General features: G+C 41.4%; 24 protein-coding genes. 16 read left to right on the top strand and 8 right to left on the bottom strand.

Annotation, left to right across the window (positions count from 1 at the left end):
* From CD03_RS0104460 to CD03_RS0104475, 4 genes are all read left to right on the top strand, one after another.
* Window positions 1-834, top strand: coding sequence for a substrate-binding domain-containing protein (locus tag CD03_RS0104460; protein WP_027292599.1), 834 nt, complete (start codon window positions 1-3; stop codon window positions 832-834).
* Between the two features lie 283 nt (window positions 835-1,117).
* Window positions 1,118-2,764 (top strand): sensor histidine kinase, encoded by a 1,647-nt coding sequence (locus tag CD03_RS0104465; protein ID WP_197041622.1) that lies wholly within the window; start codon window positions 1,118-1,120, stop codon window positions 2,762-2,764.
* Entirely contained in the window at window positions 2,742-3,950 is a 1,209-nt protein-coding gene (locus tag CD03_RS0104470) for a response regulator transcription factor (protein WP_027292601.1), read from the top strand. Before CD03_RS0104465 ends, CD03_RS0104470 begins: the two co-directional genes overlap by 23 nt.
* Window positions 3,947-5,761 (top strand): extracellular solute-binding protein, encoded by a 1,815-nt coding sequence (locus CD03_RS0104475; protein ID WP_027292602.1) that lies wholly within the window; start codon window positions 3,947-3,949, stop codon window positions 5,759-5,761. The genes CD03_RS0104470 and CD03_RS0104475 overlap by 4 nt, the downstream gene beginning before the upstream one ends.
* A gap of 5 nt (window positions 5,762-5,766) precedes the next feature.
* On the opposite strand, the gene CD03_RS0104480 is transcribed toward CD03_RS0104475, so the two are convergent.
* The gene (locus CD03_RS0104480) at window positions 5,767-7,359 is read right to left on the bottom strand and encodes a response regulator (protein WP_027292603.1); all 1,593 of its coding nucleotides are present in this window, start codon (window positions 7,357-7,359) and stop codon (window positions 5,767-5,769) included.
* Window positions 7,337-9,181: a cache domain-containing sensor histidine kinase gene (locus CD03_RS0104485; RefSeq protein WP_027292604.1), complete on the bottom strand. Its 1,845-nt coding sequence runs from the start codon at window positions 9,179-9,181 to the stop codon at window positions 7,337-7,339. The genes CD03_RS0104480 and CD03_RS0104485 overlap by 23 nt, the downstream gene beginning before the upstream one ends.
* A 215-nt stretch (window positions 9,182-9,396) precedes the next feature.
* On the opposite strand from CD03_RS0104485, the gene CD03_RS0104490 reads away from it, so the two are divergent.
* The 4 genes from CD03_RS0104490 to CD03_RS0104505 all read left to right on the top strand — a co-directional run bounded on the left by CD03_RS0104490 (window position 9,397) and on the right by CD03_RS0104505 (window position 14,196).
* Window positions 9,397-10,719: an ABC transporter substrate-binding protein gene (locus CD03_RS0104490; RefSeq protein ID WP_027292605.1), complete on the top strand. Its 1,323-nt coding sequence runs from the start codon at window positions 9,397-9,399 to the stop codon at window positions 10,717-10,719.
* Between the two features lie 60 nt (window positions 10,720-10,779).
* On the top strand, window positions 10,780-11,643 hold the full coding sequence (locus CD03_RS0104495; protein WP_027292606.1) for a carbohydrate ABC transporter permease: 864 nt from the start codon (window positions 10,780-10,782) through the stop codon (window positions 11,641-11,643).
* Window positions 11,644-11,655: 12 nt separating this feature from the next.
* Window positions 11,656-12,480: a carbohydrate ABC transporter permease gene (locus CD03_RS0104500; RefSeq protein ID WP_027292607.1), complete on the top strand. Its 825-nt coding sequence runs from the start codon at window positions 11,656-11,658 to the stop codon at window positions 12,478-12,480.
* A 63-nt stretch (window positions 12,481-12,543) separates the two neighbouring features.
* Window positions 12,544-14,196: a glycoside hydrolase family 66 protein gene (locus CD03_RS0104505; RefSeq protein WP_027292608.1), complete on the top strand. Its 1,653-nt coding sequence runs from the start codon at window positions 12,544-12,546 to the stop codon at window positions 14,194-14,196.
* A 105-nt stretch (window positions 14,197-14,301) separates the two neighbouring features.
* Here CD03_RS0104505 and CD03_RS0104515 read toward each other — a convergent pair whose 3' ends face one another.
* The 3 genes from CD03_RS0104515 to CD03_RS0104525 form a co-directional block, all read right to left on the bottom strand.
* Window positions 14,302-14,808 carry a YbhB/YbcL family Raf kinase inhibitor-like protein gene (locus tag CD03_RS0104515; protein WP_027292609.1) on the bottom strand — a complete coding sequence of 169 codons (507 nt, stop codon included), beginning with the start codon at window positions 14,806-14,808 and terminating at the stop codon, window positions 14,302-14,304.
* Between the two features lie 82 nt (window positions 14,809-14,890).
* Window positions 14,891-15,256: a winged helix-turn-helix transcriptional regulator gene (locus tag CD03_RS0104520; protein WP_027292610.1), complete on the bottom strand. Its 366-nt coding sequence runs from the start codon at window positions 15,254-15,256 to the stop codon at window positions 14,891-14,893.
* A 185-nt stretch (window positions 15,257-15,441) separates the two neighbouring features.
* The gene (locus tag CD03_RS0104525; RefSeq protein WP_027292611.1) at window positions 15,442-15,822 is read right to left on the bottom strand and encodes a carboxymuconolactone decarboxylase family protein; all 381 of its coding nucleotides are present in this window, start codon (window positions 15,820-15,822) and stop codon (window positions 15,442-15,444) included.
* A gap of 179 nt (window positions 15,823-16,001) precedes the next feature.
* On the opposite strand from CD03_RS0104525, the gene CD03_RS32380 reads away from it, so the two are divergent.
* The 8 genes from CD03_RS32380 to CD03_RS39845 all read left to right on the top strand — a co-directional run bounded on the left by CD03_RS32380 (window position 16,002) and on the right by CD03_RS39845 (window position 20,204).
* On the top strand, window positions 16,002-16,343 hold the full coding sequence (locus tag CD03_RS32380; protein WP_330377139.1) for a MerR family transcriptional regulator: 342 nt from the start codon (window positions 16,002-16,004) through the stop codon (window positions 16,341-16,343).
* 74 nt (window positions 16,344-16,417) lie between these two features.
* The gene (locus CD03_RS0104535) at window positions 16,418-17,431 is read left to right on the top strand and encodes a transglutaminase domain-containing protein (RefSeq protein WP_027292612.1); all 1,014 of its coding nucleotides are present in this window, start codon (window positions 16,418-16,420) and stop codon (window positions 17,429-17,431) included.
* The gene (locus tag CD03_RS38775; protein ID WP_255348061.1) at window positions 17,428-17,556 is read left to right on the top strand and encodes a hypothetical protein; all 129 of its coding nucleotides are present in this window, start codon (window positions 17,428-17,430) and stop codon (window positions 17,554-17,556) included. Before CD03_RS0104535 ends, CD03_RS38775 begins: the two co-directional genes overlap by 4 nt.
* A gap of 56 nt (window positions 17,557-17,612) precedes the next feature.
* A complete protein-coding gene (locus CD03_RS0104540) occupies window positions 17,613-18,053 on the top strand; it encodes a LytTR family DNA-binding domain-containing protein (protein ID WP_027292613.1) in 441 nt (146 codons plus the stop codon).
* Window positions 18,054-18,063: 10 nt separating this feature from the next.
* On the top strand, window positions 18,064-18,525 hold the full coding sequence (locus CD03_RS0104545) for a DUF3021 domain-containing protein (RefSeq protein WP_027292614.1): 462 nt from the start codon (window positions 18,064-18,066) through the stop codon (window positions 18,523-18,525).
* A gap of 6 nt (window positions 18,526-18,531) precedes the next feature.
* Window positions 18,532-19,281 (top strand): ABC transporter ATP-binding protein, encoded by a 750-nt coding sequence (locus CD03_RS0104550; RefSeq protein ID WP_027292615.1) that lies wholly within the window; start codon window positions 18,532-18,534, stop codon window positions 19,279-19,281.
* Window positions 19,282-19,308: 27 nt separating this feature from the next.
* A complete protein-coding gene (locus CD03_RS0104555) occupies window positions 19,309-20,073 on the top strand; it encodes an ABC transporter permease (protein ID WP_081820117.1) in 765 nt (254 codons plus the stop codon).
* Window positions 20,074-20,087: 14 nt separating this feature from the next.
* Window positions 20,088-20,204, top strand: a complete 117-nt coding sequence (locus CD03_RS39845) for a DUF6783 domain-containing protein (RefSeq protein ID WP_377146505.1) — start codon at window positions 20,088-20,090, stop codon at window positions 20,202-20,204.
* Here CD03_RS39845 and CD03_RS0104560 read toward each other — a convergent pair.
* The 3 genes from CD03_RS0104560 to CD03_RS0104570 all read right to left on the bottom strand — a co-directional run bounded on the left by CD03_RS0104560 (window position 20,201) and on the right by CD03_RS0104570 (window position 23,644).
* Complete coding sequence (locus CD03_RS0104560; protein WP_027292617.1) at window positions 20,201-20,842, bottom strand: TrkA C-terminal domain-containing protein; 642 nt, start codon at window positions 20,840-20,842, stop codon at window positions 20,201-20,203. The two genes, CD03_RS39845 and CD03_RS0104560, sit on opposite strands and share 4 nt — an antisense overlap.
* A 103-nt stretch (window positions 20,843-20,945) precedes the next feature.
* Window positions 20,946-22,511 carry an ABC transporter permease/substrate-binding protein gene (locus CD03_RS0104565; protein WP_027292618.1) on the bottom strand — a complete coding sequence of 522 codons (1,566 nt, stop codon included), beginning with the start codon at window positions 22,509-22,511 and terminating at the stop codon, window positions 20,946-20,948.
* A complete protein-coding gene (locus CD03_RS0104570; RefSeq protein WP_027292619.1) occupies window positions 22,508-23,644 on the bottom strand; it encodes an ABC transporter ATP-binding protein in 1,137 nt (378 codons plus the stop codon). Before CD03_RS0104570 ends, CD03_RS0104565 begins: the two co-directional genes overlap by 4 nt.
* Window positions 23,645-23,873: the final 229 nt, after the last annotated feature.

The raw sequence follows: 23,873 nt of genomic DNA on the forward strand, positions 1-23,873 counted from the left end.
ATGGGTAAAAGAAAATTTATATATATCACACCTTTTATTGAGGAAGATTTTTTCACCGGGGTGAAGCTGGGAATTGCGGATGCGGCAGAAATGCTTCAGGTGGATGTATTATTTACAGGAACCCCGGATGCGGACTGCAAGGCTTTGTCAGGGCTGATAGACAAAGCGGCATGTGAAAAATATGATGGCATTGCAGTCAGCCTCGTAGATGAGGAGGCACTTACTCCGGCAGTGAACCGGGCGGCAGAAGCAGGGATTCCTATTGTGGCATTTAATATCGGAAGAACAAAGGAAGCCAAAGTATTATCCTCTGTCTGCCAGGATGCTTATAGAGCAGGATGTGAAGCCGGAAGGCGCCTTAAACCGGGGCTAAAAGAAGAAGGTAAGATCCTGTTTACCCTGCATGACAATGTGGAGGTGTTAAGACTGAGACTGGATGGGATGCAGAGTGTGATTGGTGAGTGCAGTATGACGGTAATGGTTTCCGGCAACACACCTGAGCTGGCAAAGGTAGCCATCATTGCAGAGCTGGAACGTGATCAGACTATTTGTGCCGTGATTGGGACCGGTCAGTCCGATACCCATGGTGCGGGATTAGCAGCAAAAGAGTTGAAAGGCAAAAGAGATTTCTATGTAGCGGGATTTGACGTATGCCCGGACATCCTGGATATGGTTAAGGATGAAACAATTGATTTTACCATAGACCAACAGCCATACGTACAGGGATTCTATCCGCTTGTACAACTCTTTCAGAATGCAGTGCATAAGATTATGCCGTCAGATATCAATGCAGGAAATGTGGTAATTGACAAAACCAGAATGATTAGTGGATAATGAATTCCAACAGGATGTGCTTCTGATAGACAGGCTGCGACAGCAGGCTGTCTATCAGAGCATATTTTCCTGATATTAAAAATACATAGTGATACTGCGGGGGAAGGCTATGAGAGGGAATTCTAATGATACGGAAAAAATTAGAGTAAAGAAATATTTTGCGGGCCATTTTCTGAATAAAGTATTTTTGGTATACCTTATGATCACTATATTTTCAAGCATTGCGCTGCTGTATATATTATCGGAAAATCTGCAGACCCTCAAGTATAATGAAACATTAAAGATGAGTAATCAGATTCTGACAACAGTGAGCAGCTTTATGCGGAACAAATTTGATGCAGAAAAATCTATATTTCAAAGGTTTATCGGAACTACGGAAAAGTGGGATGAAGTAACGAAAGCGCTTATGAGAGATGCAGAAGCGGAGAATATTGACGGCCAGGAGGAGGTGAGGCAGGATTTTTCCAAGATAGCCTATTCCATTGACGGGCAGTTTTCCGGCATTTATGCTTATAGCAATGAGAATGGAAAGATTTTACAGCTGGGAAACAATATGAATTCCAGCGACTATTATTATTTTGAAACTCTGACAGACAGCATACAGGAAAATAAAATACCCTGTCGGCTGGTTACCAGCAGAGGGAACCATTTAAACAATATGTTTTCGGTTTTTCTGATTGATGTAATCAATCATCCAAAAGACTATACGAAAGACATCGGGCTCATCGGGATTTCTTTCAATGCCAGAAACATCCGGCAATCCTGCCAGGAATTTGATCCGTATATGAAAGGGCAGATTTACATACTGGACGGGAACGGAAAAATTGTCTATGATTCAAAAGCAGAATATCTGGAAGAAAAGATACCGTTTGAGAGGCTGGAGAATAAGAACACAAAATTTATGTTGGGAGACCGCATATACAATTCTATCTATAATGAACATCATGAATATTATGTGGTGAATCTGATACCAATGGAAGAAATCAGACAGGATGTGGCCATATTACAGGAGAGTATTTTTCGTATTATGATTATTGTGATTCTGCTGTCACTGGTATTGACTTTTTTTAGTACACGATATTTTTCTGCCCGGTTACGTACCATTAAACTTACCATAGACCAGGTAAAGAATGGAAAATTAAGCGGATTTCATGAGGAAAAGCAGGTTAGGGATGAAGTAGGATATATTTATCGGGAACTAATTGATATGTGTGCCACACTGGAGGAATATATCAATAAAGAATATGTATATCAGCTGAGACAGAAGGAAATGGAGCTTTATGCCTTACAGGCTCAGATAAATCCCCATTTTCTTTATAATACCCTGGAATCGATCCGTATGAACTTGTATGTTAAGGGGGAGAAAGAAGCCAGCAAAATGATTTATATTTTATCGGAAATGTTCCGGAATATAATGAAAAAAGGTGCGGTGGTATCCGTCCGGGAGGAGATAGACTATGTGAATTCCTATCTGGAACTTTACCGGTTTCGTTATGGAATCAGGATGAAATATGAAGTGGAGGCAGAAGACGTAGCATGCAGTTACGCTACGATTAAGCATATCCTGCAGCCCATTATCGAAAATGCACTGATCCATGGCATTCAGGACAGCGGAACTGCAAGTGAACCGGCGAGTATTCTGATAAAGGCCTGTCAGGAGGGTGAAGATATTATATTTACAGTTGAAGACGATGGGTGCGGGATTACGGAAGCCCGTTTAACAGAGATTCGCAGTAAACTTGCCGGAGATGATATGTTTCAGGAATCCGTAGGAATTTATAATGTAAATAACCGGCTTCGAATTGTCTATGGTGAGAATTACCGTCTGCAGATTGAGAGCCGGGAAGGTGCGGGAACGAGAGTAACTGTTAGAATCATAGCGATGCGGAAAAAGGAGTTGGAAGATTATGTACGAGGTCTTAATTGTTGATGATGAGCCCATGATCTGCGCAGGTCTGGAAATGATGGTAGATTGGGAAAAATATCATTTTGCGGGAATAAGAAAGGCTTATAATGGAGCAGAAGCATGTGAGGAAATTGAGAAAAAGGTACCGGATCTGCTGATAACGGATATCAGGATGCCCAAGATGGACGGGATAGAACTGCTTAAAAGTATACGGGAGAGGGAACTGGATATCCGTATTATAGTGTTGAGCGGATATGATGATTTTGAATATGTGCGTGCTATGGCTGTGTTGGGGATTGAGAATTATCTGTTAAAACCCGTTAACGAGGAAGAGATTAATCTCAATGTTTCAAATGTGAGCCATAAGATACAAAAGGAAAAAGAAATGAAGCTGCGTTCCCAGATGGATATCAGCATTATTAAAGAGAATATTATTAATCGGTGGCTCTATGGGGCGATTGGTGAAAAAGAGCTGCAAGAGAGGGCTGATTTTCTGGAATTGAATCTGGAGGCAGAGAGGTATCAGCCGTTTCTGCTGCGAAAACTTGGGGAGGAAATACAGGACAGCCAGGTGAAAAATGATATTTACGGTATCTGCGCCAGTGTTTTGCGGGAATGGCAGGAATGCTATTATTGCCAGAATCATGCGGGGGATACTATCGTAATATGGAGTTTTGCGGGAGGAACGGGAACGGATACCGTGATTGATGAATGTCTGAATAAAGTAGAACGGGAAACGGGAATCAAACTGTATGCCATTGTGGGAAACGAAGTAAAGAGCTGTTTTCGTGTAGGGAACAGTTTTCGGGAAGCTGAAAAAAATGGCATTTACAGAAATGAGTCAGGAGCAGATAGATGGATTGCTGGAAGCGACCTGGAAAGAAATCTTGCTCCTTTTACTATACGAATGGCAAAATATGCTCTGGAACATTACCACGAAGAGCTGTCACTGAAAATACTTGCGAAACATTTTAAAGTCAATGCAGCTTATATAGGGCAGAATTTTCGAAAAGATACAGGAAAGTCTTTTTCTGACTATGTAAGGGAGATCAGAATTAAAAAGGCGAAAGAAATGCTTTTGGGCCATGATAATACGGCAAAAGAGATCGGGGTAAAAGTAGGGTTTCTAAATGATGCTTATTTTTCAGCTACTTTTAAGAAAGAAACCGGATTGACCCCTGCAGAGTACAGAAAGGAATTTTTAAAATGATGCCGGGATGGGGAAAAAAAGCAGCTGTAGTGCTGGCTGTAATGGGAAGTTTTTGCACGGCAGGATGTACGTTAAAAGCGCATTTGCCAGATGTTCAGAATTTTCAGCATAAAGCACAGACGGGGGAGGAAGAGAATGTCATTACTTTGACAATGTTCATACAAAACCAGTCTAAATATACAGGGCTGCAGGAAGATCCTGTAGCGAAGTATATTGAGGAGAAGTTTGGTATCCGCCTGGAACTGACGGTAGATGCCAGCCTGGGGAATACATCAGCGCATACGGGAACCTTTTACGATCTGCTGCAGACGAAGCTAATGAGCAATGATCTGGATGACATCATGTATTTTGGATCTCCCGCTGAAAATCATGAAGTCTGGGATAATCTAAAAAAAGCAGCAAAAGGGGGATTGATTCTGCCTCTGGACGAACTGGCAAACGAATATGCTCCGGGCATTTCAGGGGATCCAAGACTTGCTGTCCGCAACGAATACAGGCGAAAAGCAGTATATGAAGACGGCGACTACTATAGTCTGGGAGGACAGGGCGGAGTTTGTGCGGATCAGCTTCCGGGAGCGGCAGCCTGGGTGCGGTGGGACATCTATTCAGAACTGGGGTATCCGGCTGCTGCGACGGATGATGAATTTTTAGAACTGCTGGAGGAGATGCAGAAATATTATGTGAGTACACCCTCAGGAGAAAAGGTATATGGGTTTGGTGGGGCATTTGGCGAAGAGGGTTTGGGTGATTCTTTTATACTCCGGGACTATCCATTAACAAAGGGATATGAGGCGGTAGGAGGAAATTATGCAGTATATCTGAATCACGCGGAAAAGACAATAGAAGATCCGCTGACAGATGCAGACAGCTTTTTCTGGAATGGGGTAAGGTTTTATTACAAAGCAAATCAAATGGGGCTCCTGGACCCGGATGCAGCAGATATGAAGATTTCGGAATATAAGAAAAAAATAAACCAGGGTGTCTATCTGGCATCTTTAAATGGATGGCAGGTGATGGAGAAAGAGTCCATTCTTGCCGGGAAGGGAATGAAGGATGCCGGCTACATGCCGATAAAGCCTTTTGAGGATGTGAAGACAGTGCCTGTTTATTGGGAACGTGTCCTGGGTCTCAATGAATTTGCGATTTCCGGCAAATGCAAGCACCCGGAAAAAGCAATGGAATTTTTGGACTGGTGTTTTTCAGAAGAAGGCTCCCGTGTTATTACCCAGGGAGCAAGGAATCTGGCTTGGGAGGAGCAAGAAGGGGAAGAGGTGCTTACAAAGCAGTACGAAAGAGATGATTCACTGGGAATTACAGATATGGCGGAGGTATACGGAACGGGCAAATATACCGGGTTAAATGGATATTCCGGCAGAGATCTGGATAAAAAAGGTTCTTATATACAACCGGAGTATAATACAGATCCCAGCGGTTATTCTGCAGTAGAAAAAGATGCCCTTTCTTTTTATGGTACGAAAAGTTTTTATGAGTATTTTAGCAATTATACAAATGGAAAAGGAGAACGGCTGCCTAATATCATATGGTCATCCTATCTGACAGAAATAGGAAATCCACCGGAGGAAATTATAAAAAAATCTGACCGCATCAATGCTTATATGAATGAAGCGGTATTTCGCTGTATCTATGCTGCAGATGACCTGGAATTTGAAGAGTTAAAGAGGGAGACCATGAAAGCGGTAAAAGAGCTGGATGCCAACGGGGTTACGCTTTGGTACAGCAGCCGCTTTCAGGAAGTGAGAGAGGGTATAGACGGTTTAATGGACGAAGCACTTGAAGCATATAGAAAATAACATAATTATTTATCCTTTAAATAATTCGTTGGTGTAACTCCATAATATTTTTTAAATACAGTATTAAAATGCTTTACCGATACAAAACCAGTCTGCTCCGCTATGGAATAAATTCGAATATCCGGATTTTGGCGTAATAGCCTCACAGCCTGTTCCATTCTGATTCTCAAAATAAATTTGGAGTAGGGTTCCTTCAGTTTTTTATGAAACAGATCGCTTAAGTAACTGTTGGTTACCCTGCAGTGGTCTGCAACATCAGATAATGAAATATTCTCCTGGTAATGGGATAGAATAAATTCTTTTGCAGCTGTAACGATTTGCATGGATTCCGGCAGAGCAGGTTTGGATTCCAGCCCAATCAGGGTGCTGATTGCATTGCTGATAATCTGAGTGGCAGTGGATTCTTCGGGCAGACCGGCAGGAAGCTGGGTATTTACCTGTCTGGTCAGCTCATCATATGCTTTGCGTATATAGGGCAGATTAATATTGGATCTTTCGCTGATATATTGAATCAGATAGGAACCATACCGAAGTACCGAGGAAAAACTTTTTGTTTCCAGAAAAAGGGTACAGAAAATTTTTACGTCAATGTACAGTTTATCTATGGATTGTATCAGGTAATCGGTGAAAATGTTCTCGCTGATCCTGTGTATTTTTTCCTTAAAAGCGGCATGCTGTTCAATGAGCCCCGCTATAAGCGGATAGTTTTTATCAATCAGCGTAATGGGCAGCATATCGTAAATACTTTGCATGGAAAGAGGCAGATCCATAATATCGGTTACCGTTTTTCCGCAGATGCCGGTTAACCTGGGCAATTTTTGTTCTTGGGATTTTTTTTCTATTTGTAAGTACAGCCTGCTCATGTTTTGTATAAGCTTTGTTTCGGTGTCTTCACTGATTAGTATGAAAGTGGAGCCATTTGCATTGTAAAGAGTCATATATCCATATTCCTCACAAATGTCCTGAACAATTTGATTAAGTTTTAAATGATCTGTCGTAACATCAATTGCAGTATTGTTTTTCAGTATAAGATCCAGTTCATCGATCGTACATTTTAAGATGCATCCGTATGCGGACATCAATGACAAGTCCGAGTCCTCCAGCTTTTTGAAAAGTTCATATGTCATGTTTGTATTTTCCTCAATGATGGATAATAACAGCTGTTTTTTCATCTCTGCATCGGAGGACAGATTTCCCTGGTCCAGGAATTGGGAGAGATTCTGTCCTTTCAGACGTTCTGCAATAGTCTCCAGAAGGTCTGTCAGTGTCTGATCCACTAACGGTTTTAATAAATAATCGGTAACTTGATATTTGATTGCTTTTCTGGCATATTCAAAATCATTGTAACCGGAGATAATAATGACTGCTATAGACGGAAAATTTTCATGGATATATTTTGCCAGACTTAGTCCGTCTACTTCCGGCATCTGTATATCAGTAATAACTAAATCATAGTGCTGCTTCTTCAGCAGTTCCATAGCCTCCAGCCCATCTTTTGCAATTCCGCTGACCCGGAATTTGTTTGTAAATGCAGGAATGCAGCTGGCGAGATATGTACGCATAAGTGTTTCATCATCAACTACTAATACATGATACATTGTTATTATCCTCCTTCCTTTTCTGCATATCTCTTTCTGGGAGATATAGGGTAACGGTGGTTCCTTTCCCGTAAGAAGAGATAAGTTCCAGTTCTGCTTTTTCTCCAAATTTTAAATAAAGTCGTTTCCAGATATTTATCAAACCAATGTTTCCCAGAAGTTCGGTGGTATCTTCCTGATGATGCAGTTTAATATCCTGAATATGTTTTTTTACGTTCTCCAGAGTTTCCGGCTCCATACCCAATCCATTATCAGAGATTCGGATCTGGTATCCATGGGCAGTCAGCTTGGAAGAAATCAGAATGCGGGTTGCCCCTCTTTTGGGTTCACAACCGTATTTTACCGCATTTTCGATCAAAGGCTGTATGGAAAGAGATGGAATTTGGCAGGAATACAATTCTTCTTCGATATCTATATGGTAAGTCAGTTTGTCCTCATATCGCAGCTGCATGATGGATAAATAGGATTGACAGATCTGTATCTCTTTTTCAATGGAAATTTCCTTGTCAATGTTCATTATTCCGCCCAGATAATAAGAAAAGGATTCAATAGCATGTACGGCTTTGGAATTTTCCCTGCATTTTATCAGAAGACTGATGGTATTTAAGGTGTTGTACATAAAATGAGGTTTTATCTGGCTGCACAAGGCATTGTACTGTGACTCTTTATATAGATATTTAGTTTCGTAAACTTCCTTGACGAGCTGAGTATTTCGGGTCAGAAATTGCTGGAGATTCTGAACCATTTTGTTAAAAGAAGCGGCAAGATAACCAATTTCATCCTGATTTTTTACAGCTACCTGAATCTCCAGATTTCCATTTTCCACTTCCTTCATAAGACCAATGATTTCAAACAGTGGGGTTAGAAATTGTTTAATAAAAAGTGCAAAAAATGCAATGGTAAGCAAAATACAGGAAAAAGCCAGAAGGATTGTTTTCTCCAGATTATCTTTTATGGGCTGCATTAATTCGCGGTAAGAATTTAAAGCAATTATTTTTAAACCGGAAGAAAATATAGAATAGCTGTTAACCAGGTACTTGTTTCCAAGTGAATCCACCAGGAAACGATCATTCGGATTGGTATCCGGGTTAATATGTTCTGCCAGTGAAGGTTCCGTAAGTTCAGAAGTCTGGTAGATAATCTGATTATCATCATTCAAAATAAAAAGGGCGCCGTCATTTTTTAATTCCACACGGTCACATATTTTCTTAATTCCGGTATAGTCAGCATCAACTTTCATGACACCCAGAATTTTTTTATTATCCTGTTTGCTTCGGATCTGTCTGACGATGGAGAAGATCGGAGTTTTCTTATTTCCAAATGCCTTTTCTAAATGAGGCGGTATATAAATCGGTTTGGTAGTTGACAATGCTTCCCGGTACCAGGAGCTTTCCGGGTAGGAATCATAATCTGACATTTCATAAGGGGTTCTGGTATATGCATAAATATGATCTTCATTCATCATATAAACCCGCAGTATTTCATCCCTTGGCAGTGTCATTACGGATGACAGAAAGTTCTCAATTTTCCGTTTGGAATTCAATTGTTCCTGCGGCGTACCAGAAGCTTTTTCAAGATTTTCAAGTATAGTGTCATTATAGTAAGGGGCTAAAGTCAGCCGGTTTAATTCATCAAGGTAAGTGTTTATATTTGAGCCGGCCTGTTCAATGATCTGCTGAGTCTGATTAATTGTCTGTTTTGTCAGCTGCCTGGAATACCAACGGTAATTCAGAAAGGAAACAACCAGTACAATGAAAACGGTGAATAGGCAGATCATAAAAATAAGTTTTGTACGAAACGTTGGATGTCTGAAATGTTTCATAATAATTCCCTTTCCCTTTCATTTGCAGTTCTTTTATTATATTATTATACAGTCTGAATAAAATGGCAAGCGCCGGTTCACAAATATAAAAAACTGAAACCATGATCTAAAATATATGGTATTTAATACTGAAAAAAGGAATGTTAAGATGAAATCATCAAATAAACATTTTCAGGTACGGATATGTTACCTGACATATGAAGGAGGAACGTAAAATGAAAAAGAACAAAATTACAGCATTGGCTCTTGTATCTGTGATGGCATGCAGCAGCCTCGCCGGCTGTGGGAATACCGGTGAAGCACCTGAATCCGCCACTTCCAAAAATGCTGAAAAAGTGAACATTAAACTCTTTACCGGAAAAATTGAAACCATTGATGTGATGAATGAAATTATTGATGATTTCAATAAATCACAGGACAGAATTACTGTGGAACAGGAGTATCAGAAGGATGCAAGTAATATAATTAAGATTAAATTTGCATCCAATGAAGTACCGGATATCATGACAACATATGAACAGGGATTTGTGGATGAAGGCAAGTATATGGACTTGTCTGATCAGAATGAATGGTGGGACAGAATGTCGCCGGAAATGAAAGAGGCTTGTACCGATGTCAACCAGGAAAAGGCATTTCGTGTATGTACTAATATGACCATGGCAGGATTCTTCTATAACAAAAGTATTTTTAACGATCTGGGTATGAAAGAATTTCCCGCGAAATGGGATGATTTCGAAAAAGCCTTAGAGAAAATCAAAACGGAAAAACCGGATGTAGTTCCATGGTTCATTTTCGGAAGTGAAGCCTGGCATCTGGGACATTTGATAGAATTTATCCCACACGGTTATATCAAATCTACGCTGGGGACACTGGATGCAAAAAAAGCAATGCTTAAAAATGACCAGAGCAAACTGCGGTTTGCAGACAGTAATGGAGCAATGGCTGTTTTTGCAGATAAGATGAAGAATCTACAGGATAAAGAGCTGATCAACAAGGATGTTCTGACGGCAACCAATGATAACTGTGTACAGGATTTTGTCAGTGGAAAGACTGCGATGTTCAGCAATGGTATGTGGGCAATCTCCAGTATACTGGATGCCAATCCGGACATGGAGAACCAGATGGGGTTTGCACCTTATCCGGCTTATATGCCTGACTCCAGCCCGGTTGTATTAAGCGCAGAAGATTCGGGTTATTCTATTTCTGCAACAACAGAACATAAGGAGGAATGTATCGAATTTTTAAATTTCCTGTTTCAGCCGGAAAACCAGAAGAAATATTGTGAAGCGGCAAAAGCTCCCAGTGCATTTCAGGATGTAACTGCTGAATGGGCACCGAAAACAATCGCAGATGAGGTAACCGCAGCATTAAAAAATGCAGTGAATATCGGTTATACCAATGAAAAACCCGCAGGATTTTCTGGTGACGACGCAGGCAGGCTGCTGCAAAATCTTTTTGCGGGCCAGTATACACCGGACGAATTTGCCAAAGCTTATGCACAGGCATGGAACGATGGTTTTGATAAAAAATCAGAATAATTTCAGTTATACTGTGCGCAGACATTTTTCAGATATACTCCGGGAAAGAGAGGGGTCAGAATGAGAAGGTACAAAATAGGATTACACCAGTTTATGGCAATCCCGGCATTCACATTATTTTTTGTGTTTTTTATCTATCCGCTGATCAAAGGAATTGGCATGAGTTTTACCGACTGGGATGGCATAGGGAAAGCAAATTTCATAGGATTTCAGAATTTTATAGATTTTTTCAGGGATGAAAGGGCACTATCCGATATAAAGACGACGGTTTTATTTGCATTGGGAAGCGCTCCGCTGCTGAATATCATTGGTCTGTTATATGCTCTTTTATTGAATTCGTCCTTTAAGGGGAAATCTGCAGCCAGAATGTGCATTTATATGCCGGCAATTATCAGTCCTTTAATCATGGGTTACATATGGTATCTTCTGCTTCAGCCCGGACGGGGTTTTCTCTTTCACCTGGCGGATCATGCAGGCCATCCGGAATGGTTTGGAAACTGGATGGGAGGATATGGCACCACACTTTTGGTTCTTATCCTTGTAAATGTATGGCAGTATGCCGGGATGACTATGGTTATCTATCTCGCAGGGCTCCAGGGGATTTCAAAGGAATTGTATGAGGCTGCAGAAATTGATGGAGCAGGTAAAATGAAATGTTTCCGTTATATTACCTTACCGCTGCTGGGACCATCAGTAAGAATCAATGTGATTACCAATATTATAGGTTCTCTTTCTGTATTTGATATTGTAATGTCACTGACCGGAGGAGGACCGGGGTATCAGACGGAGACACTGAGCATTTATATTATGAGAATGTGTTATGGAAGTAAGACCGGTTATTCTACCGCTGTTGCAATGATTATGTTTGTAATTGTACTGATTCCGGTTGCTGCATCTTTGCGTCTCATGAAAGAAAAAGAATAGGGGGAATTCGATGTGAAAAAATTATCTTTGTGTGTTCGGTATCTGGCAATTGTCCTGATCAGCCTTCTATGCCTGACACCCTTTGCCATACTGCTGATCCTTTCGCTGAATACGCCCCAGCGTAATTTTTATGACGGCAATATGTTTCTTCCGGATTTTTATTTCCTGAATTTTATAGAAGGATGGAAACAGTCTCATATAGGAAGGGCCATGATTAATTCCGGAATAATCACGCTGCTTGCAATCTTATTGATCGTCATACTGGCAACTATGGCGGGATACGCTATCGCGCGGTTTTCCAATAAACTGAATAAATCTATATTTGCGATACTGCTTTGCTGTATGATGGTACCGGGGATTATTAATACAGTTCCGCTGTATAGCCTAATGATTCGCATTAAGGCGGTGAATACCTTGTGGGGAATGGCATGTGTATGTGCCACCCTGGCAATTCCCCAGGCGGTTTTTGTATTCACTGGTTTTATCAAAGCACTGCCGGGAGAAATCGAGGAGGCAGCCATAATAGATGGATGCAGCTATTTCCAGGTGTTCTGGAAAATTATATTTCCGCTGCTGAAACCCTCCATATCTGCTGTGATTATATTAAATGGATTCGGGATATGGAATAATTATGCCCAGTCTGTTTTCTTCCTGCAGGACAGCACAAAACATAATGTTCCCCAGGCGCTGTCTGTCTATTTCCAGCAGTTCGCAGGGGCAAAATGGAATCTTCTGGCAGCAACTGCAGTTATAGCAATTATACCGGTTGTTATTGTGTTTTTAGCTTTTCAGAAGAATCTGATGCAGGGGCTGACTGACGGTGCATTGAAAGGATAGATAGATCAGATTAGTGGAAAGGATCAGGTATATCGACAGGATAGAAGTAGACAGGAGGAAAAAATGATGGATTTATATCCGCTAAAGGCGCAGTATCTAAGGAATGAAGAAATTACTTTACGTCTTGAATTGCAGGAGGAAAAATTTAATAATGCCGTGATTCAGATTTATATGCTGGAGAAAGAGGCATTAGTAAAAGAAATACGAACCCTGTCGGAAGTCACCGACATCCGTATAGGGGGTTTTGATGAACCATTTGCCGGATATGGCGTGGAGGCTTTGCTCTATGGAGAACATGGAACGGAAATTCTGGAGACAGCATTTGATGTTGCAGATAATCCCAAACGTTCCCTGCGCTATGGCTTTGTCAGTGATTTTGAGGAAAAAGACACAGATAATGGAGCGATAGAGCAGTTAAGAAAATACCATATAAATATGGTGCAGTTCTATGATTGGTCTTACCGGCATGACACCCTGGTTCCGCCTCATGACGTTTATCAGGATATGATGGGAAAACAGATTGATTTCAGGACGGTCAAAACTAAAATAAAAACAGCCTCCGGGTATGGCATGAAGTCTATGGCATACGGGGCAGTCTATGCCGCTTCCGGGGACTTTTATAATAGCCATAAAAATTGGGCTTTTTATAACGGAAACCAGGAAGTATTCCGTTTTATAGATGTTTTTTATATTATGAATATAGAAAAGGGGGCGCCCTGGAGAACCCATTTAATCGAACAATATAGGGATGCAATTGTAAGAGCGGGATTTTCAGGAATCCACATGGACACTTACGGGTTTCCAAAAACTGCATTTTCCCATTTACAGGAACGGCCGAAACTTGTGAAACTGGATCAGGAATTTGGCGGACTGATCGATGAGACACGGGAGGAACTGCAGAAAGCGGTGGATGAGCCTTGTCTTGTTTTCAACAACGTGGGAAACTGGCCGGTTGCTGAAACAGCAAAAAGTACAGTGGATGCTGTATATATTGAAGTATGGTCTCCCTATGACCGCTATTACCATATCAAGCAGCTGATACAGGAAGCAAAGCAGTTATCCGGGAACAGGAAACCGGTGATTCTGGCTGCCTACCTGGCACCATTCCGTACGGAAGATTCCTTTTCGGCGGCTAATGCAGCATATATTCTCACAGCAGCCATTGTTTCAAATGGTGGATATCATCTGTTGATAGGAGAGAATAATGCAGTACTGACACAGGGATATTATGGTGATTATAGTATTATGTCAGATGAGACAGCGGCAGTTATGCGTAAATATTATGACTTTATGATACGCTATCTAAATCTATTTTATGACAGTACGTTACAGGATGTATCCATGACCCATATTGGATGGGATAATTATGAATACCAGTGTGGATTTGAAAACTGGAGTGTAAACGGAGAAGCGGGTAAAGTCTGGATTACGATCCGGGAAAATGAAAGATTTAAATGTCTCTATTTAATAAATTTATGTGGCTGCAGCGAAGATAGCTGGAATAAAGGGAAAGCAGTACCTTTCAAACAGAAGAATCTTACTTTTACTGTGAATGTGGATGGTGATATCCAGGGAGTCTACTGCGCAAGCCCAGACAGAGATACTTGTAAAAGTAAATCATTAGAATATGCTTACATTGATAATGAGAAAGGGAAATTTATTAACTTTTCAGTAGAGGAACTTTCCGTATGGACGGTTCTATTTATTAGACTTTAATGTGATAAAAGAAACATCTGGAAAAGCGATGCGTTAAAAAACCGGGATGAAACAGCCAGGGAATGTGCTGTTTTCCCGGTATTTTTGTGCACCCGTTTTAGAATATCATACTTTATCATAGATGCCTTTTAATGTGTACTGATCTAAAATATGTCCGTCCATCGCCCGGTATAATTCGTTCAGGAGAAATCCGGAATCTAAATGCAGCAGCGTATCAAGTGCAAAAACGTGAAGTTCATAAATGTGTGCCTGATCAGGAGGAGTCATACCGCTGTAATAGCAGGAGAGTTCCTTTGACTGGTTATTTCCCTGCATGCTGGTCCAGCTGTTGACACCCTGGGTAAAGTCGGTTGCTGTCTGGCTTTCATTTGCATTTATTACATTGCGTGTAATATCAGCCGCCAGCCAATGCACCCAGACGAAGCCCCCGGTGACAGGATAGGCATCTTTGTCTTCCAGAACAAGAGCAAATGATGCAGTCCCCTCCGGTGCATTTTCAATCCTGAACGGCAGGGAATAGGTGGGAATGCCATTTTCATTAAATTGGCTTCCTCGGCCGCCATAAGGATCTTGTATGATTCCATTTATAATTCCATCACTTGTTACTACCATATTGTTACCTCCTTGCTGTATTGGTTAATGCCATTATAGCAGTGGGAGGATAGAGCGTAAATTACCCACTTTTTTGTGGGTATTATTCCGCAGTAATGCCTTTTTCTGTTAACATATCATCCTTACCATTTTTCTTTAGATAGTCAATTCCAATATGCTGCAGGATTTTTAATGCCTCTAAAATCTGAAGCCCCATGTCTTCAGTAAGGGAATATTCAACATGAAGAGGATATCCCTCATAAGATTTCTTTTCTACCAATCCATATGTGATCAGCTCTTTCAGCTGTTCTAAAAGCATTTTCTGCGTAATACCGTCGATATCCTTTTCCAGTTTGGCTAATGAAGTGCCTCCCAGACGCAGCCGCCATAAAATAATTGTTTTCCACTTTCCCTTTATCATGTCATGTACCAGTTCTAAAGGGCAGGTATATTCATCACGAATTTTCATAAAAATGTCCTCCGTCAATAATTGTTTGCCAGCATTTATACCGCAAAGTGGGGCGTGCAGATGGATGAAATGAATTTAAAACACACTTTGGCATAAATGATTCTCTGCAATAAATGATTGCTGCATTATTTCCACTACAGTAACATGAAAAGGATGGGGTTTCAACTGAAAATGATCAATTTGTTTTAAATTAATCCTCTTTCAGTAAATACCTTTTTGGCAGCCTGAATGGCATTTAATACTTTGGCAAATCCGGTATAGGGAATACATTGTAAAAAGGTTTCTGTTATTTTTTCCTGAGTGATGCCTACATTAAGAGAACCGTTGATATGAACCTCCAATTGCGGTTCGCATCCTCCGGCAGTCAGCAGGCAGGCTATGGTGATCATCTCGCGCTCCTGAAGAGATAACCCCTCTCTGTCATAAATTTCTCCAAATGCGAATTCTACAATGTATCTTTCCAAATCGGGCGATATGGAACTTAAAGACTGAATCACTGCTTCGCCGCCAATGCCGTCAATTCTTTTCAAATTTTCCATACCTGTTTCAAATCTAGTTTTCTCCATTTTCTTTTTCCTCCAAATCATTTATAATCATAAGGATATGATTTAGACTATACTCTAAGTCAAGCACTTTTTTGCTGAGAAAACCATCTTTCTGTACACTACCTACATCTACAAAGCGTCTTAATCAGCTAAACCCAGAGATACCTGATAATGTAAATAAGAGGAAAGCAGGAAAATATATGACTATCGGAAAATTTTCAAAGATCACAGCAATCAGTACCTATACACTACGTTACTATGAGAAGAAAGGTTTAATCCATGTGAATCGGGATTCTGCCGGACGGCGGGATTACTGTGAAAGTGATGTGGAATGGGTGAAATTCATACAGCGGTTGAAAGAGACGGGAATGCTTTTAAGAGATATCAGGCATTATTCCGAATTAAGGTATGAGGGAGATGCAACTATGGGCGAAAGAATGGAACTGTTGGTCCTTCATCGGAAATCTGTGGTGGAGGAAAAGAAGAGGTGGGATGAATACCCTGAAAAACCTGGATGGAAAGATTGCATTTTACCGGGATAACATTCAGTGATACCAAAATAGCATAAAAAACATATAAAACCATATAAAAAAACATGAAAAATACGGAGGAAATAATGGAACGCTACTATTATAATCATATGAACAAAATACAACAGAAGGTGTACCAGGCAATGAAAGCAGGTCTTTTGACAATGGACTCCGCATTTCTTGTTCCGAGGCTTGAGGTACGGGAATTGGGAGAGATTTTTTTCAAACTGAGGCTGGATTTTCCTGAAATATTCTATGCGGTGGGGCTCCAATACCGTTTATATCAGGGCTCCACTAATGTGGAGGTTATCCCGGAATATTTGTTTGAGAAAGGAAAAATGAAAGAACATCAAAAGGCAATTAATGCCAGAATCACAAAGCTGGTTCGCCCTGCTCAGTCCCTGCCGGACTTGGAAAAGGAGCTGTACATTCATGACTTCATCTGTAACAATGTCCGCTATGACAAACTGAAAAAACCGTATTCCCATGAGATCATCGGTCCGCTCGGCCAGGGGGTAGGGGTGTGCGAGGGCATTGCCAAAACGGTAAAAATTCTCTGTGATGCTCTGGGAATCTGGTGTATCATTGCAATCTCAGAAGCCAATCCGGACAAAAAAATCAAGTACCGGCATGCCTGGAATATTATAAGAATGGACGGTAAGTATTATCAGCTGGATGTAACCTTTGACAACACCCTTGGACACGAAGGGATCATCAGATATGACTATTTTAATCTGGAGGATAAGCAATTTTTCCGGGATCATGAGCCGGTCATTTATGAGGCACCTGTCTGTAATGATGGGAACCATTTTTATTACCGGGAAAAAAAGCTGTCTTTTACAAAGACGGAGGATGTGGCTAAGAGGACGCTGCAAGCTATCCGAAAGGGGAGGCCATTGATTTTCCATTGGAGGGGCGGCTACCTGACCAGGGAGGTTTTGAATGAACTGCTGTTATTGCTGGAACAGACGGCGCGGCAGAAAGGCAAACATGCCAGGACGAGCCTGAACTGGCCCCAGGCGGTTTTTTACATAACTTTTACCGATGAATCTATGGTAGAAGAGGTTATAGTAGAAGCTGCCAATGAAGGCGAGTTATGAAATGTCGTGAAGCTCAGATTACCATTTGTCATCCCAAAATGACCAGTTGTCGCAGCAGCATTGACTTTACCATTTTGAAATGGGATAATCCGTTTATCCACAAGGCATGGAGCGTTAAAGCATAGATCAATAAGCTTTGAGCAATGCATCCGTAAGCATTTAGGAATTTAGGAAGGGAACCATGAAAATACAACTTTTGATTGATAAGAAATATAAGCAGCCGGAAATTCATATATGCAGTGATGAAAAGAACCATATTACAGACAGCCTTGTTCAGATTATCGGGCAGGCAGTCAATTTGACATTGACCGGATATCAACAGAATAGCGCTGAAATTCTACCATGTGAATCTCTCATCCGCATTTATTCACAGAGTAAGAAAGTTTTTGCAGTTTCGGATACCGGCACCTATCAGCTGCGAGAGAGGCTGTACGAACTGGAGAAAATCCTGGATGACAGCCACTTTGTTAGAATATCGAATTCCGAAATTATTAATATCAGGAAAATACGGCGGCTGGATACAGATATCGTAGGAACCATACGGATTTATTTTAAAAATGATACAGAAACATATGCATCCAGAAGATACGTTTCCAGAATCAAACATGCTTTGGGAATATGAGGTGAATTGTATGATAAAACGGGTTATTTATAAAGGACTGAGCAGCTTCTCCTATGGTGTAACCATTAATCTTATTTTTGGGGTTATACTGATTTTTACAATCGGAGAGGGTAAAACCGCTCCGGTGGTTCCGGAATTTGCAGCACATTTTCCATCCGATCTGATAGCTTTTGCCGTACAATGCCTTTTGATCGGCATCACTGCAATGTCATTTGCTATGGGGACGGAGATAATGGAAATAAAAAGCTGGAGTCTGGTAAAGCAGAGCATTGTATATTTTATAGTCACAGCCGCTGTCTGGGTGCCGGTAAGTATGTTCTGCTGGGGCTTTGGAAAATATTTGCAGTCAACAGTCACTGTTGTATGCAGCTATGTAACCGGATATGTCATAAGCTGGTATGTCCAGTACAGAATCTGCCGCCAGGATATAGATGCTATTAACCGGAAGCTGGAAGAAATGAATCAATCATAAAAGGAGATGAGTAGGATGAAGGACAAAGCAATTGTAATAAAAAATCTGAGAAAAGAGTTTGGTTTAAAAGCTGCCGTCAAAGATATTTCCCTGGAAGTGGAAGAAGGAACGATTATTTCACTGCTTGGCGTCAATGGCGCAGGAAAAACAACCACAATCAGAATGCTGAGCGGACTTTCCAAACCAACAGGCGGAGAGGCTTTTATTTTCGGTAAAAGCATTCGCAGTGAAATGCAGGAAATCAAAAATATCAGCAACCTGTCTACGCAGGAAACGGCAGTGGCACCAAATCTGACGGTTCTGGAAAACCTGGAGTTTATGGCGGAACTCTATGGACTGTCTTCAAATGAGGTAAAAGAACAGGTGGATAAAATCATACAGATGTTTTCCTTTGAGGAAGTAAAGAAGCAGAAAGCGAAGACCCTTTCCGGTGGTTGGCAGCGGAAGGTCAGTATCGGCATGGCATTGATAACCAGTCCCAAAATTCTCTATCTGGATGAACCGACACTTGGGCTGGATGTACTTGCGAGACGAGAGCTGTGGAAAGATATTGAAGCATTGAAAGGGGAAGTGACAATTGTACTTACTACCCATTACATGGAAGAGGCGGAACATCTGTCTGACCGCGTTGCGGTTATGGTGGACGGAGAGATTAAAGCCTGCGGCAGTGTAGAGGAATTAAAAGCCCTGACAAATGCAGATTCATTGGAAAATGCTTTTATTACCATTGCACAAAATACGGATTCCCATTTTTAAGCGTGCTTTTAAGCAGAAGGAGAGATTATGATGAGGAGCATTGTGTTTGCAAAAAGAGTCGTAAAAGAAATGTTGAGAGATCCATTAAGTTATATTTTTTGCCTGGGATTTCCCATAGTTATGCTGATTGTGATGACGGTCATTGACAGAAGTATCCCAAATGAAGCGGGTATGACAATTTTCCATATCCAGTCACTTGTACCCGGAATAGCAGTTTTTGGATTAACTTTTGTCATGCTGTTTACGGCACTTCAGGTTTCCAAAGACCGTTCGACTGCTTTCCTGGTCCGGCTGTATGCATCTCCCATGAGGCCATTTGATTTTGTAATGGGATATACACTGGCAATTTCGATCATAGCCATATGCCAGGTGCTGATTACTTTTTGCGTTGGGTTTGTGACCGGAAGGATAATTGGTTACAGCTTTCAGATTGGATATCTGTTTGCAGGAATATTGGTGCTGATCCCGTCAGCTATTATGTTTATCGGAATCGGTATGTTTTTTGGAACTTTATTAAATGATAAAGCGGCACCGGGAATTTGTTCCATCATCATTACCCTTGTCAGCATGCTCGGAGGCGTGTGGATGGATGTGGATATGATAGGCGGCACCATAACGAAAATTGCACATATATTACCGTTTTATCAGGGAGTGAATGGCGCAAGAATGGCTGTGCAGGGGAATTTCGGAGATTTGGCAAAACCCCTTTGTATTATTCTGGTGTATGCATTTTGTATATATTGCGCTTCTGCCCTGGTTTTTGGCAGAAAAATGAAGAGTGATTTGAGATAGCCGTATGGATGGCAATGCCCGTAATAGGTTACGTAGCCCGCTACGCGCCCTTCATCCGGGACAAATCTCCCACAAACTGTGACGCACAGCTGCCAGAAACAAGGAAATCAGACGTAATTCCTCGACATTAACATTTTTGCAGCAAAAAGTTTGTGACCCGATCCGGTGAATATTCATCACCAATAAAGTAAATAATATCCTTCTCATTTAATGTAGCATAGGAACCGGGGGAAATTAAAACCTCACCATTTCTGCGAATTGCAATCACAGTTGCTGTGGTGTGTTCCCAAAATCGCAATTCTGCTAAAGTTTTTCCTATGCACAGCATCTCTGAAAGAATTTCAAATTCATAGGGCATAAAAGGGTGCAGCATTTGAAACCGGTTTGTACTTTCGATCAGTGCCGCTACCTTTTCATTTAAATTGTCCAGTTCTTTTTTTTGACGGGAAATATTGTCAAGCAGATCTTTTTTATAGTTGTGAATGGTTTGTACACTGTTAAACTGCTGTAGAAACCGCCACGCTTTTTCCTGGGACAGGATCGTAACACCGCTGCCTTTTGTTGTTGAAACAATTTCCAAATCTGCCAGTATGCAGATTGCCTTACGAGCCGTCTCCGGTGATACAGAATACTGACTTGCAATCACAGAGCGTGAATAAATTTTCTCGCCCACAAGGTATTTTCGCTCTGCTATTTTGGCAGCGATATCTGCTGCGATTTTTTGATAAACCGGTAGTTGAACTACTTTTTCACTTTTGTTTTCTTCCATGTGAAATACATCTCCTGTATAAATAAATTATCTGTTATAAATATATCATAGTCCAGTACCGGTCACAAGGATTTTTTCGTGGTTTGAATACTAGCTATTGCTATTAACTGATTAAACCTTTCTCGGTCAAAAATTCCCTGGCAACCTGCTCGGGGGGCTGCTGTAATTCGTCTACCTTGTAATTCAGATCCATCATGACTTCATCAGTAAGATATTCTCCCAGTTCTTCCATAAGGGGGGCAATTTCCGGACATTCCTCCAGCACTTCCCCACGAATGATGGGCATTGCATAATAGGGCGGAAAAAAGGATTTGTCATCCGTCAGAACCTTAAGATTAAATTTTTTCAGAAGGCCGTCAGTTGCAAAAGCATCAATGACATCCACATCACCATTAATCAATGCTGTGTATCGGGGGGAACCATCCAGCGTCAGGCTTTCGCCTATGGTAAAGCCGTACTCTTTCTGAAGACCGGGCAGCCCGTCGGCACGATTAGAGAACTCAAATACGGTACCCGATTTCATAGTGTTAGCAACCTTTGCAAGATCGCTGATGGTTTCAAGCTTATATTTCTGTGCGGTTTCCTGGGTGACCGCCATAACATAGGTGTTGTTAAACTGCATCTGTTTTAGAACATCAATATCATACAGTTCTTTCAGCTCTGCCTTCGCGGTATTATAGACCAGTTCCACATCATTGACAGGGGGATGCTGAAGGGTATCGCTGTATGCCGTGCCGCTGTATTCTACATACATATCAATATCGCCCGTTTTCATGGCACCAAAGCAAACCTGTGTGCCGCCGAGCTCTACCCGTCGGTTAACCGTAATATCCGTGCGGTCTTCAATAAAATCCGCTGCCATATTACCTAAAATAGCCTGTTCCGTATAATCCTTAGAGCCCACTGTAATTGTTCGTCCGGTACTGGAGGTACTGCCAATGGAAGTAAAAATAAGAATGGCAGCAGTAGCAACAGCGGCTGTCACCAGAATACCTTTTTGCATATTTCGATGCTTCTTCTTTATGCTGTTATCCCCTTTTTGCAGGCTGATTGGCGTTACCAGTTTTTCCACGGTGCCAATCAAAAAATCCACCAGCAATGCCAATATACATGCGGGTATTGCGCCAGCCAGAATTTGATTGTTGTTAACGGTACGAATTCCTGAAAATACCAGATAGCCAAGCCCTCCGGCGCCGATAAAAGCCGCCATGGTCATTAAGCCTACAGCTGTGACGGATGCAATTCGTACACCCGCCATAATGACAGGAAGGGCAAGCGGAATCTGAACCCGTGTTAACACCTGAAAAGGAGTGAGTCCGATTCCTTTTGCTGCCTCTAAGGTTTGCGGGTTGATGTTCTCAAGTCCGGTATAGGTGTTTTTGATAATTGGCAGCAGAGAATACAGCACGACCGCGCATATTGCCGGTACCGTTCCGATCCCAAGAAAAGGAATCATAAAGCCCAGAAGCGCCATGCTTGGTATTGCCTGTACAATATTTGCCACCGATAAAATCGGCTTGCTTGCTTTGCTCACATAGGAGATTAGAATGCCCAGAGGCACACCGATTAAAATCGCCAGTCCCACAGAAATAGCTGTCAGCTTGATGTGTTCCACCAGCAAGCTAATGATTTGAATATAATTTAATTGAATATATTCTATGAAATTCACTCTTCATCCTCCTCTCCCACATCCAGATATTGCTGACTCAGTGTTGTTACCAGACTGCTCCTGGTAATCAAGCCAACCAATCTGCCGTCCTCATTTGTAACGGGAACGGTGGATGACTGATTCTCTGTCACCAGTTTGATTGTATCCAAGATACTTTCTTCAGGTTTCAGAGTCAGAACATTTTGCTTCATGAATACTTCAGCAGTCTGTGTTTTGTCCTCCACGCCTCTGAGCCGGCTTGCCTTTACAATGCCTAAAAGCTGCTTGCTTTCCGGATCCACTACCAGCAGACTGTCTACCTTATTTTGCCTCATTTTGTCAATGCACTTCAAGACAGACATGTCCTTTGCCGTCGTAATGGGCTTTTCTATCATAATATCTGACACTTTAATAAACTCCGGAGAGGACCAGATTCTGTTCTGTCCGACGAAATGAGAAACAAATTCATCTGCCGGATTTTTCAGAATGTTTTCCGGTGTGTCGTACTGCAGAATAGTTCCGTCCCGCATAATGCATATTTTATCAGCAATTTTTACAGCCTCATCCATATCATGCGTCACAAAAACTATCGTTTTCTTAAGTTTAGACTGTAACTGTATCAGCTCGTCCTGCAAATCTGATCTAGTAATTGGATCCAGTGCCGAGAACGGCTCATCCATAAGAATAATATCCGGATTGGTTGCAAATGCCCGGGCAACGCCAACACGCTGCTGCTGGCCGCCGGAAAGCTGGGTGGGGTAGCGGTTCAAAAACTCATCGCAGTCAAGTCCCACCATCTGCATCATTCTTTTGGTGTTCTTGGCAAGTTCTGCGGGAGCTGTCTTCTGTAGTTTGGATATCAACTCAATATTTTCCTGAACGGTCATGTGGGGAAATAAACCGGTTTGCTGAATGACATAACCGATTTTCCTGCGCAGTGCCACCTCATCTACGTTTTTAATATTCTCTCCATGGATAGTAATGGTACCGCTGCTGGGCTTAACCAGCCGGTTGATCATTTTAAGCAGGGTAGTTTTTCCACATCCGCTTTCTCCGATTATGGTAACTAATTCTCCTTTGTCAATGGTAAAATTGACATCTGACAAAACTCTTTGTGTTTTGTAGGCTTTAGTTATATGTTCAAATTGAATCATTTGTCAGCCTCCTTTCAAAGTAACTACTCATAGTATATTGGAAAGTTGTTACTTTGTCAAGGCTTGTACAGAGCCATATCCTGGATTAAGGTTGAATGTATTTGTAAAAATGAGGCTATTTTCCGGGTAAATTCCACGCAAAATATAATTTTAAAATTAGTAAAAAAACAAAAAAAAGCCAACATCAACCCAAGAGCGTTTTAAAACACACTTTTGTGTTAATGTTGGC

The sequence above is a fragment of the Robinsoniella sp. KNHs210 genome (assembly GCF_000686105.1).
Classification (GTDB): domain Bacteria; phylum Bacillota; class Clostridia; order Lachnospirales; family Lachnospiraceae; genus Robinsoniella; species Robinsoniella peoriensis.

Excerpts from the sequence above, each read along its gene's own strand:
- CD03_RS0104460 (WP_027292599.1), top strand. The coding sequence starts at position 1 with ATGGGTAAAAGAAAATTTATATATATCACACCTTTTATTGAGGAAGAT.
- CD03_RS0104465 (WP_197041622.1), top strand. The coding sequence starts at position 1,118 with ATGAGTAATCAGATTCTGACAACAGTGAGCAGCTTTATGCGGAACAAA.
- CD03_RS0104470 (WP_027292601.1), top strand. The coding sequence starts at position 2,742 with ATGTACGAGGTCTTAATTGTTGATGATGAGCCCATGATCTGCGCAGGT.
- CD03_RS0104475 (WP_027292602.1), top strand. The coding sequence starts at position 3,947 with ATGATGCCGGGATGGGGAAAAAAAGCAGCTGTAGTGCTGGCTGTAATG.
- CD03_RS0104480 (WP_027292603.1), bottom strand. The coding sequence starts at position 7,359 with ATGTATCATGTATTAGTAGTTGATGATGAAACACTTATGCGTACATAT.
- CD03_RS0104485 (WP_027292604.1), bottom strand. The coding sequence starts at position 9,181 with ATGAAACATTTCAGACATCCAACGTTTCGTACAAAACTTATTTTTATG.
- CD03_RS0104490 (WP_027292605.1), top strand. The coding sequence starts at position 9,397 with ATGAAAAAGAACAAAATTACAGCATTGGCTCTTGTATCTGTGATGGCA.
- CD03_RS0104495 (WP_027292606.1), top strand. The coding sequence starts at position 10,780 with ATGAGAAGGTACAAAATAGGATTACACCAGTTTATGGCAATCCCGGCA.
- CD03_RS0104505 (WP_027292608.1), top strand. The coding sequence starts at position 12,544 with ATGATGGATTTATATCCGCTAAAGGCGCAGTATCTAAGGAATGAAGAA.
- CD03_RS0104515 (WP_027292609.1), bottom strand. The coding sequence starts at position 14,808 with ATGGTAGTAACAAGTGATGGAATTATAAATGGAATCATACAAGATCCT.
- CD03_RS0104520 (WP_027292610.1), bottom strand. The coding sequence starts at position 15,256 with ATGAAAATTCGTGATGAATATACCTGCCCTTTAGAACTGGTACATGAC.
- CD03_RS0104525 (WP_027292611.1), bottom strand. The coding sequence starts at position 15,822 with ATGGAGAAAACTAGATTTGAAACAGGTATGGAAAATTTGAAAAGAATT.
- CD03_RS32380 (WP_330377139.1), top strand. The coding sequence starts at position 16,002 with ATGACTATCGGAAAATTTTCAAAGATCACAGCAATCAGTACCTATACA.
- CD03_RS0104535 (WP_027292612.1), top strand. The coding sequence starts at position 16,418 with ATGGAACGCTACTATTATAATCATATGAACAAAATACAACAGAAGGTG.
- CD03_RS38775 (WP_255348061.1), top strand. The coding sequence starts at position 17,428 with ATGAAATGTCGTGAAGCTCAGATTACCATTTGTCATCCCAAAATGACC.
- CD03_RS0104540 (WP_027292613.1), top strand. The coding sequence starts at position 17,613 with ATGAAAATACAACTTTTGATTGATAAGAAATATAAGCAGCCGGAAATT.
- CD03_RS0104545 (WP_027292614.1), top strand. The coding sequence starts at position 18,064 with ATGATAAAACGGGTTATTTATAAAGGACTGAGCAGCTTCTCCTATGGT.
- CD03_RS0104550 (WP_027292615.1), top strand. The coding sequence starts at position 18,532 with ATGAGTAGGATGAAGGACAAAGCAATTGTAATAAAAAATCTGAGAAAA.
- CD03_RS0104555 (WP_081820117.1), top strand. The coding sequence starts at position 19,309 with ATGATGAGGAGCATTGTGTTTGCAAAAAGAGTCGTAAAAGAAATGTTG.
- CD03_RS39845 (WP_377146505.1), top strand. The coding sequence starts at position 20,088 with ATGCCCGTAATAGGTTACGTAGCCCGCTACGCGCCCTTCATCCGGGAC.
- CD03_RS0104560 (WP_027292617.1), bottom strand. The coding sequence starts at position 20,842 with ATGGAAGAAAACAAAAGTGAAAAAGTAGTTCAACTACCGGTTTATCAA.
- CD03_RS0104570 (WP_027292619.1), bottom strand. The coding sequence starts at position 23,644 with ATGATTCAATTTGAACATATAACTAAAGCCTACAAAACACAAAGAGTT.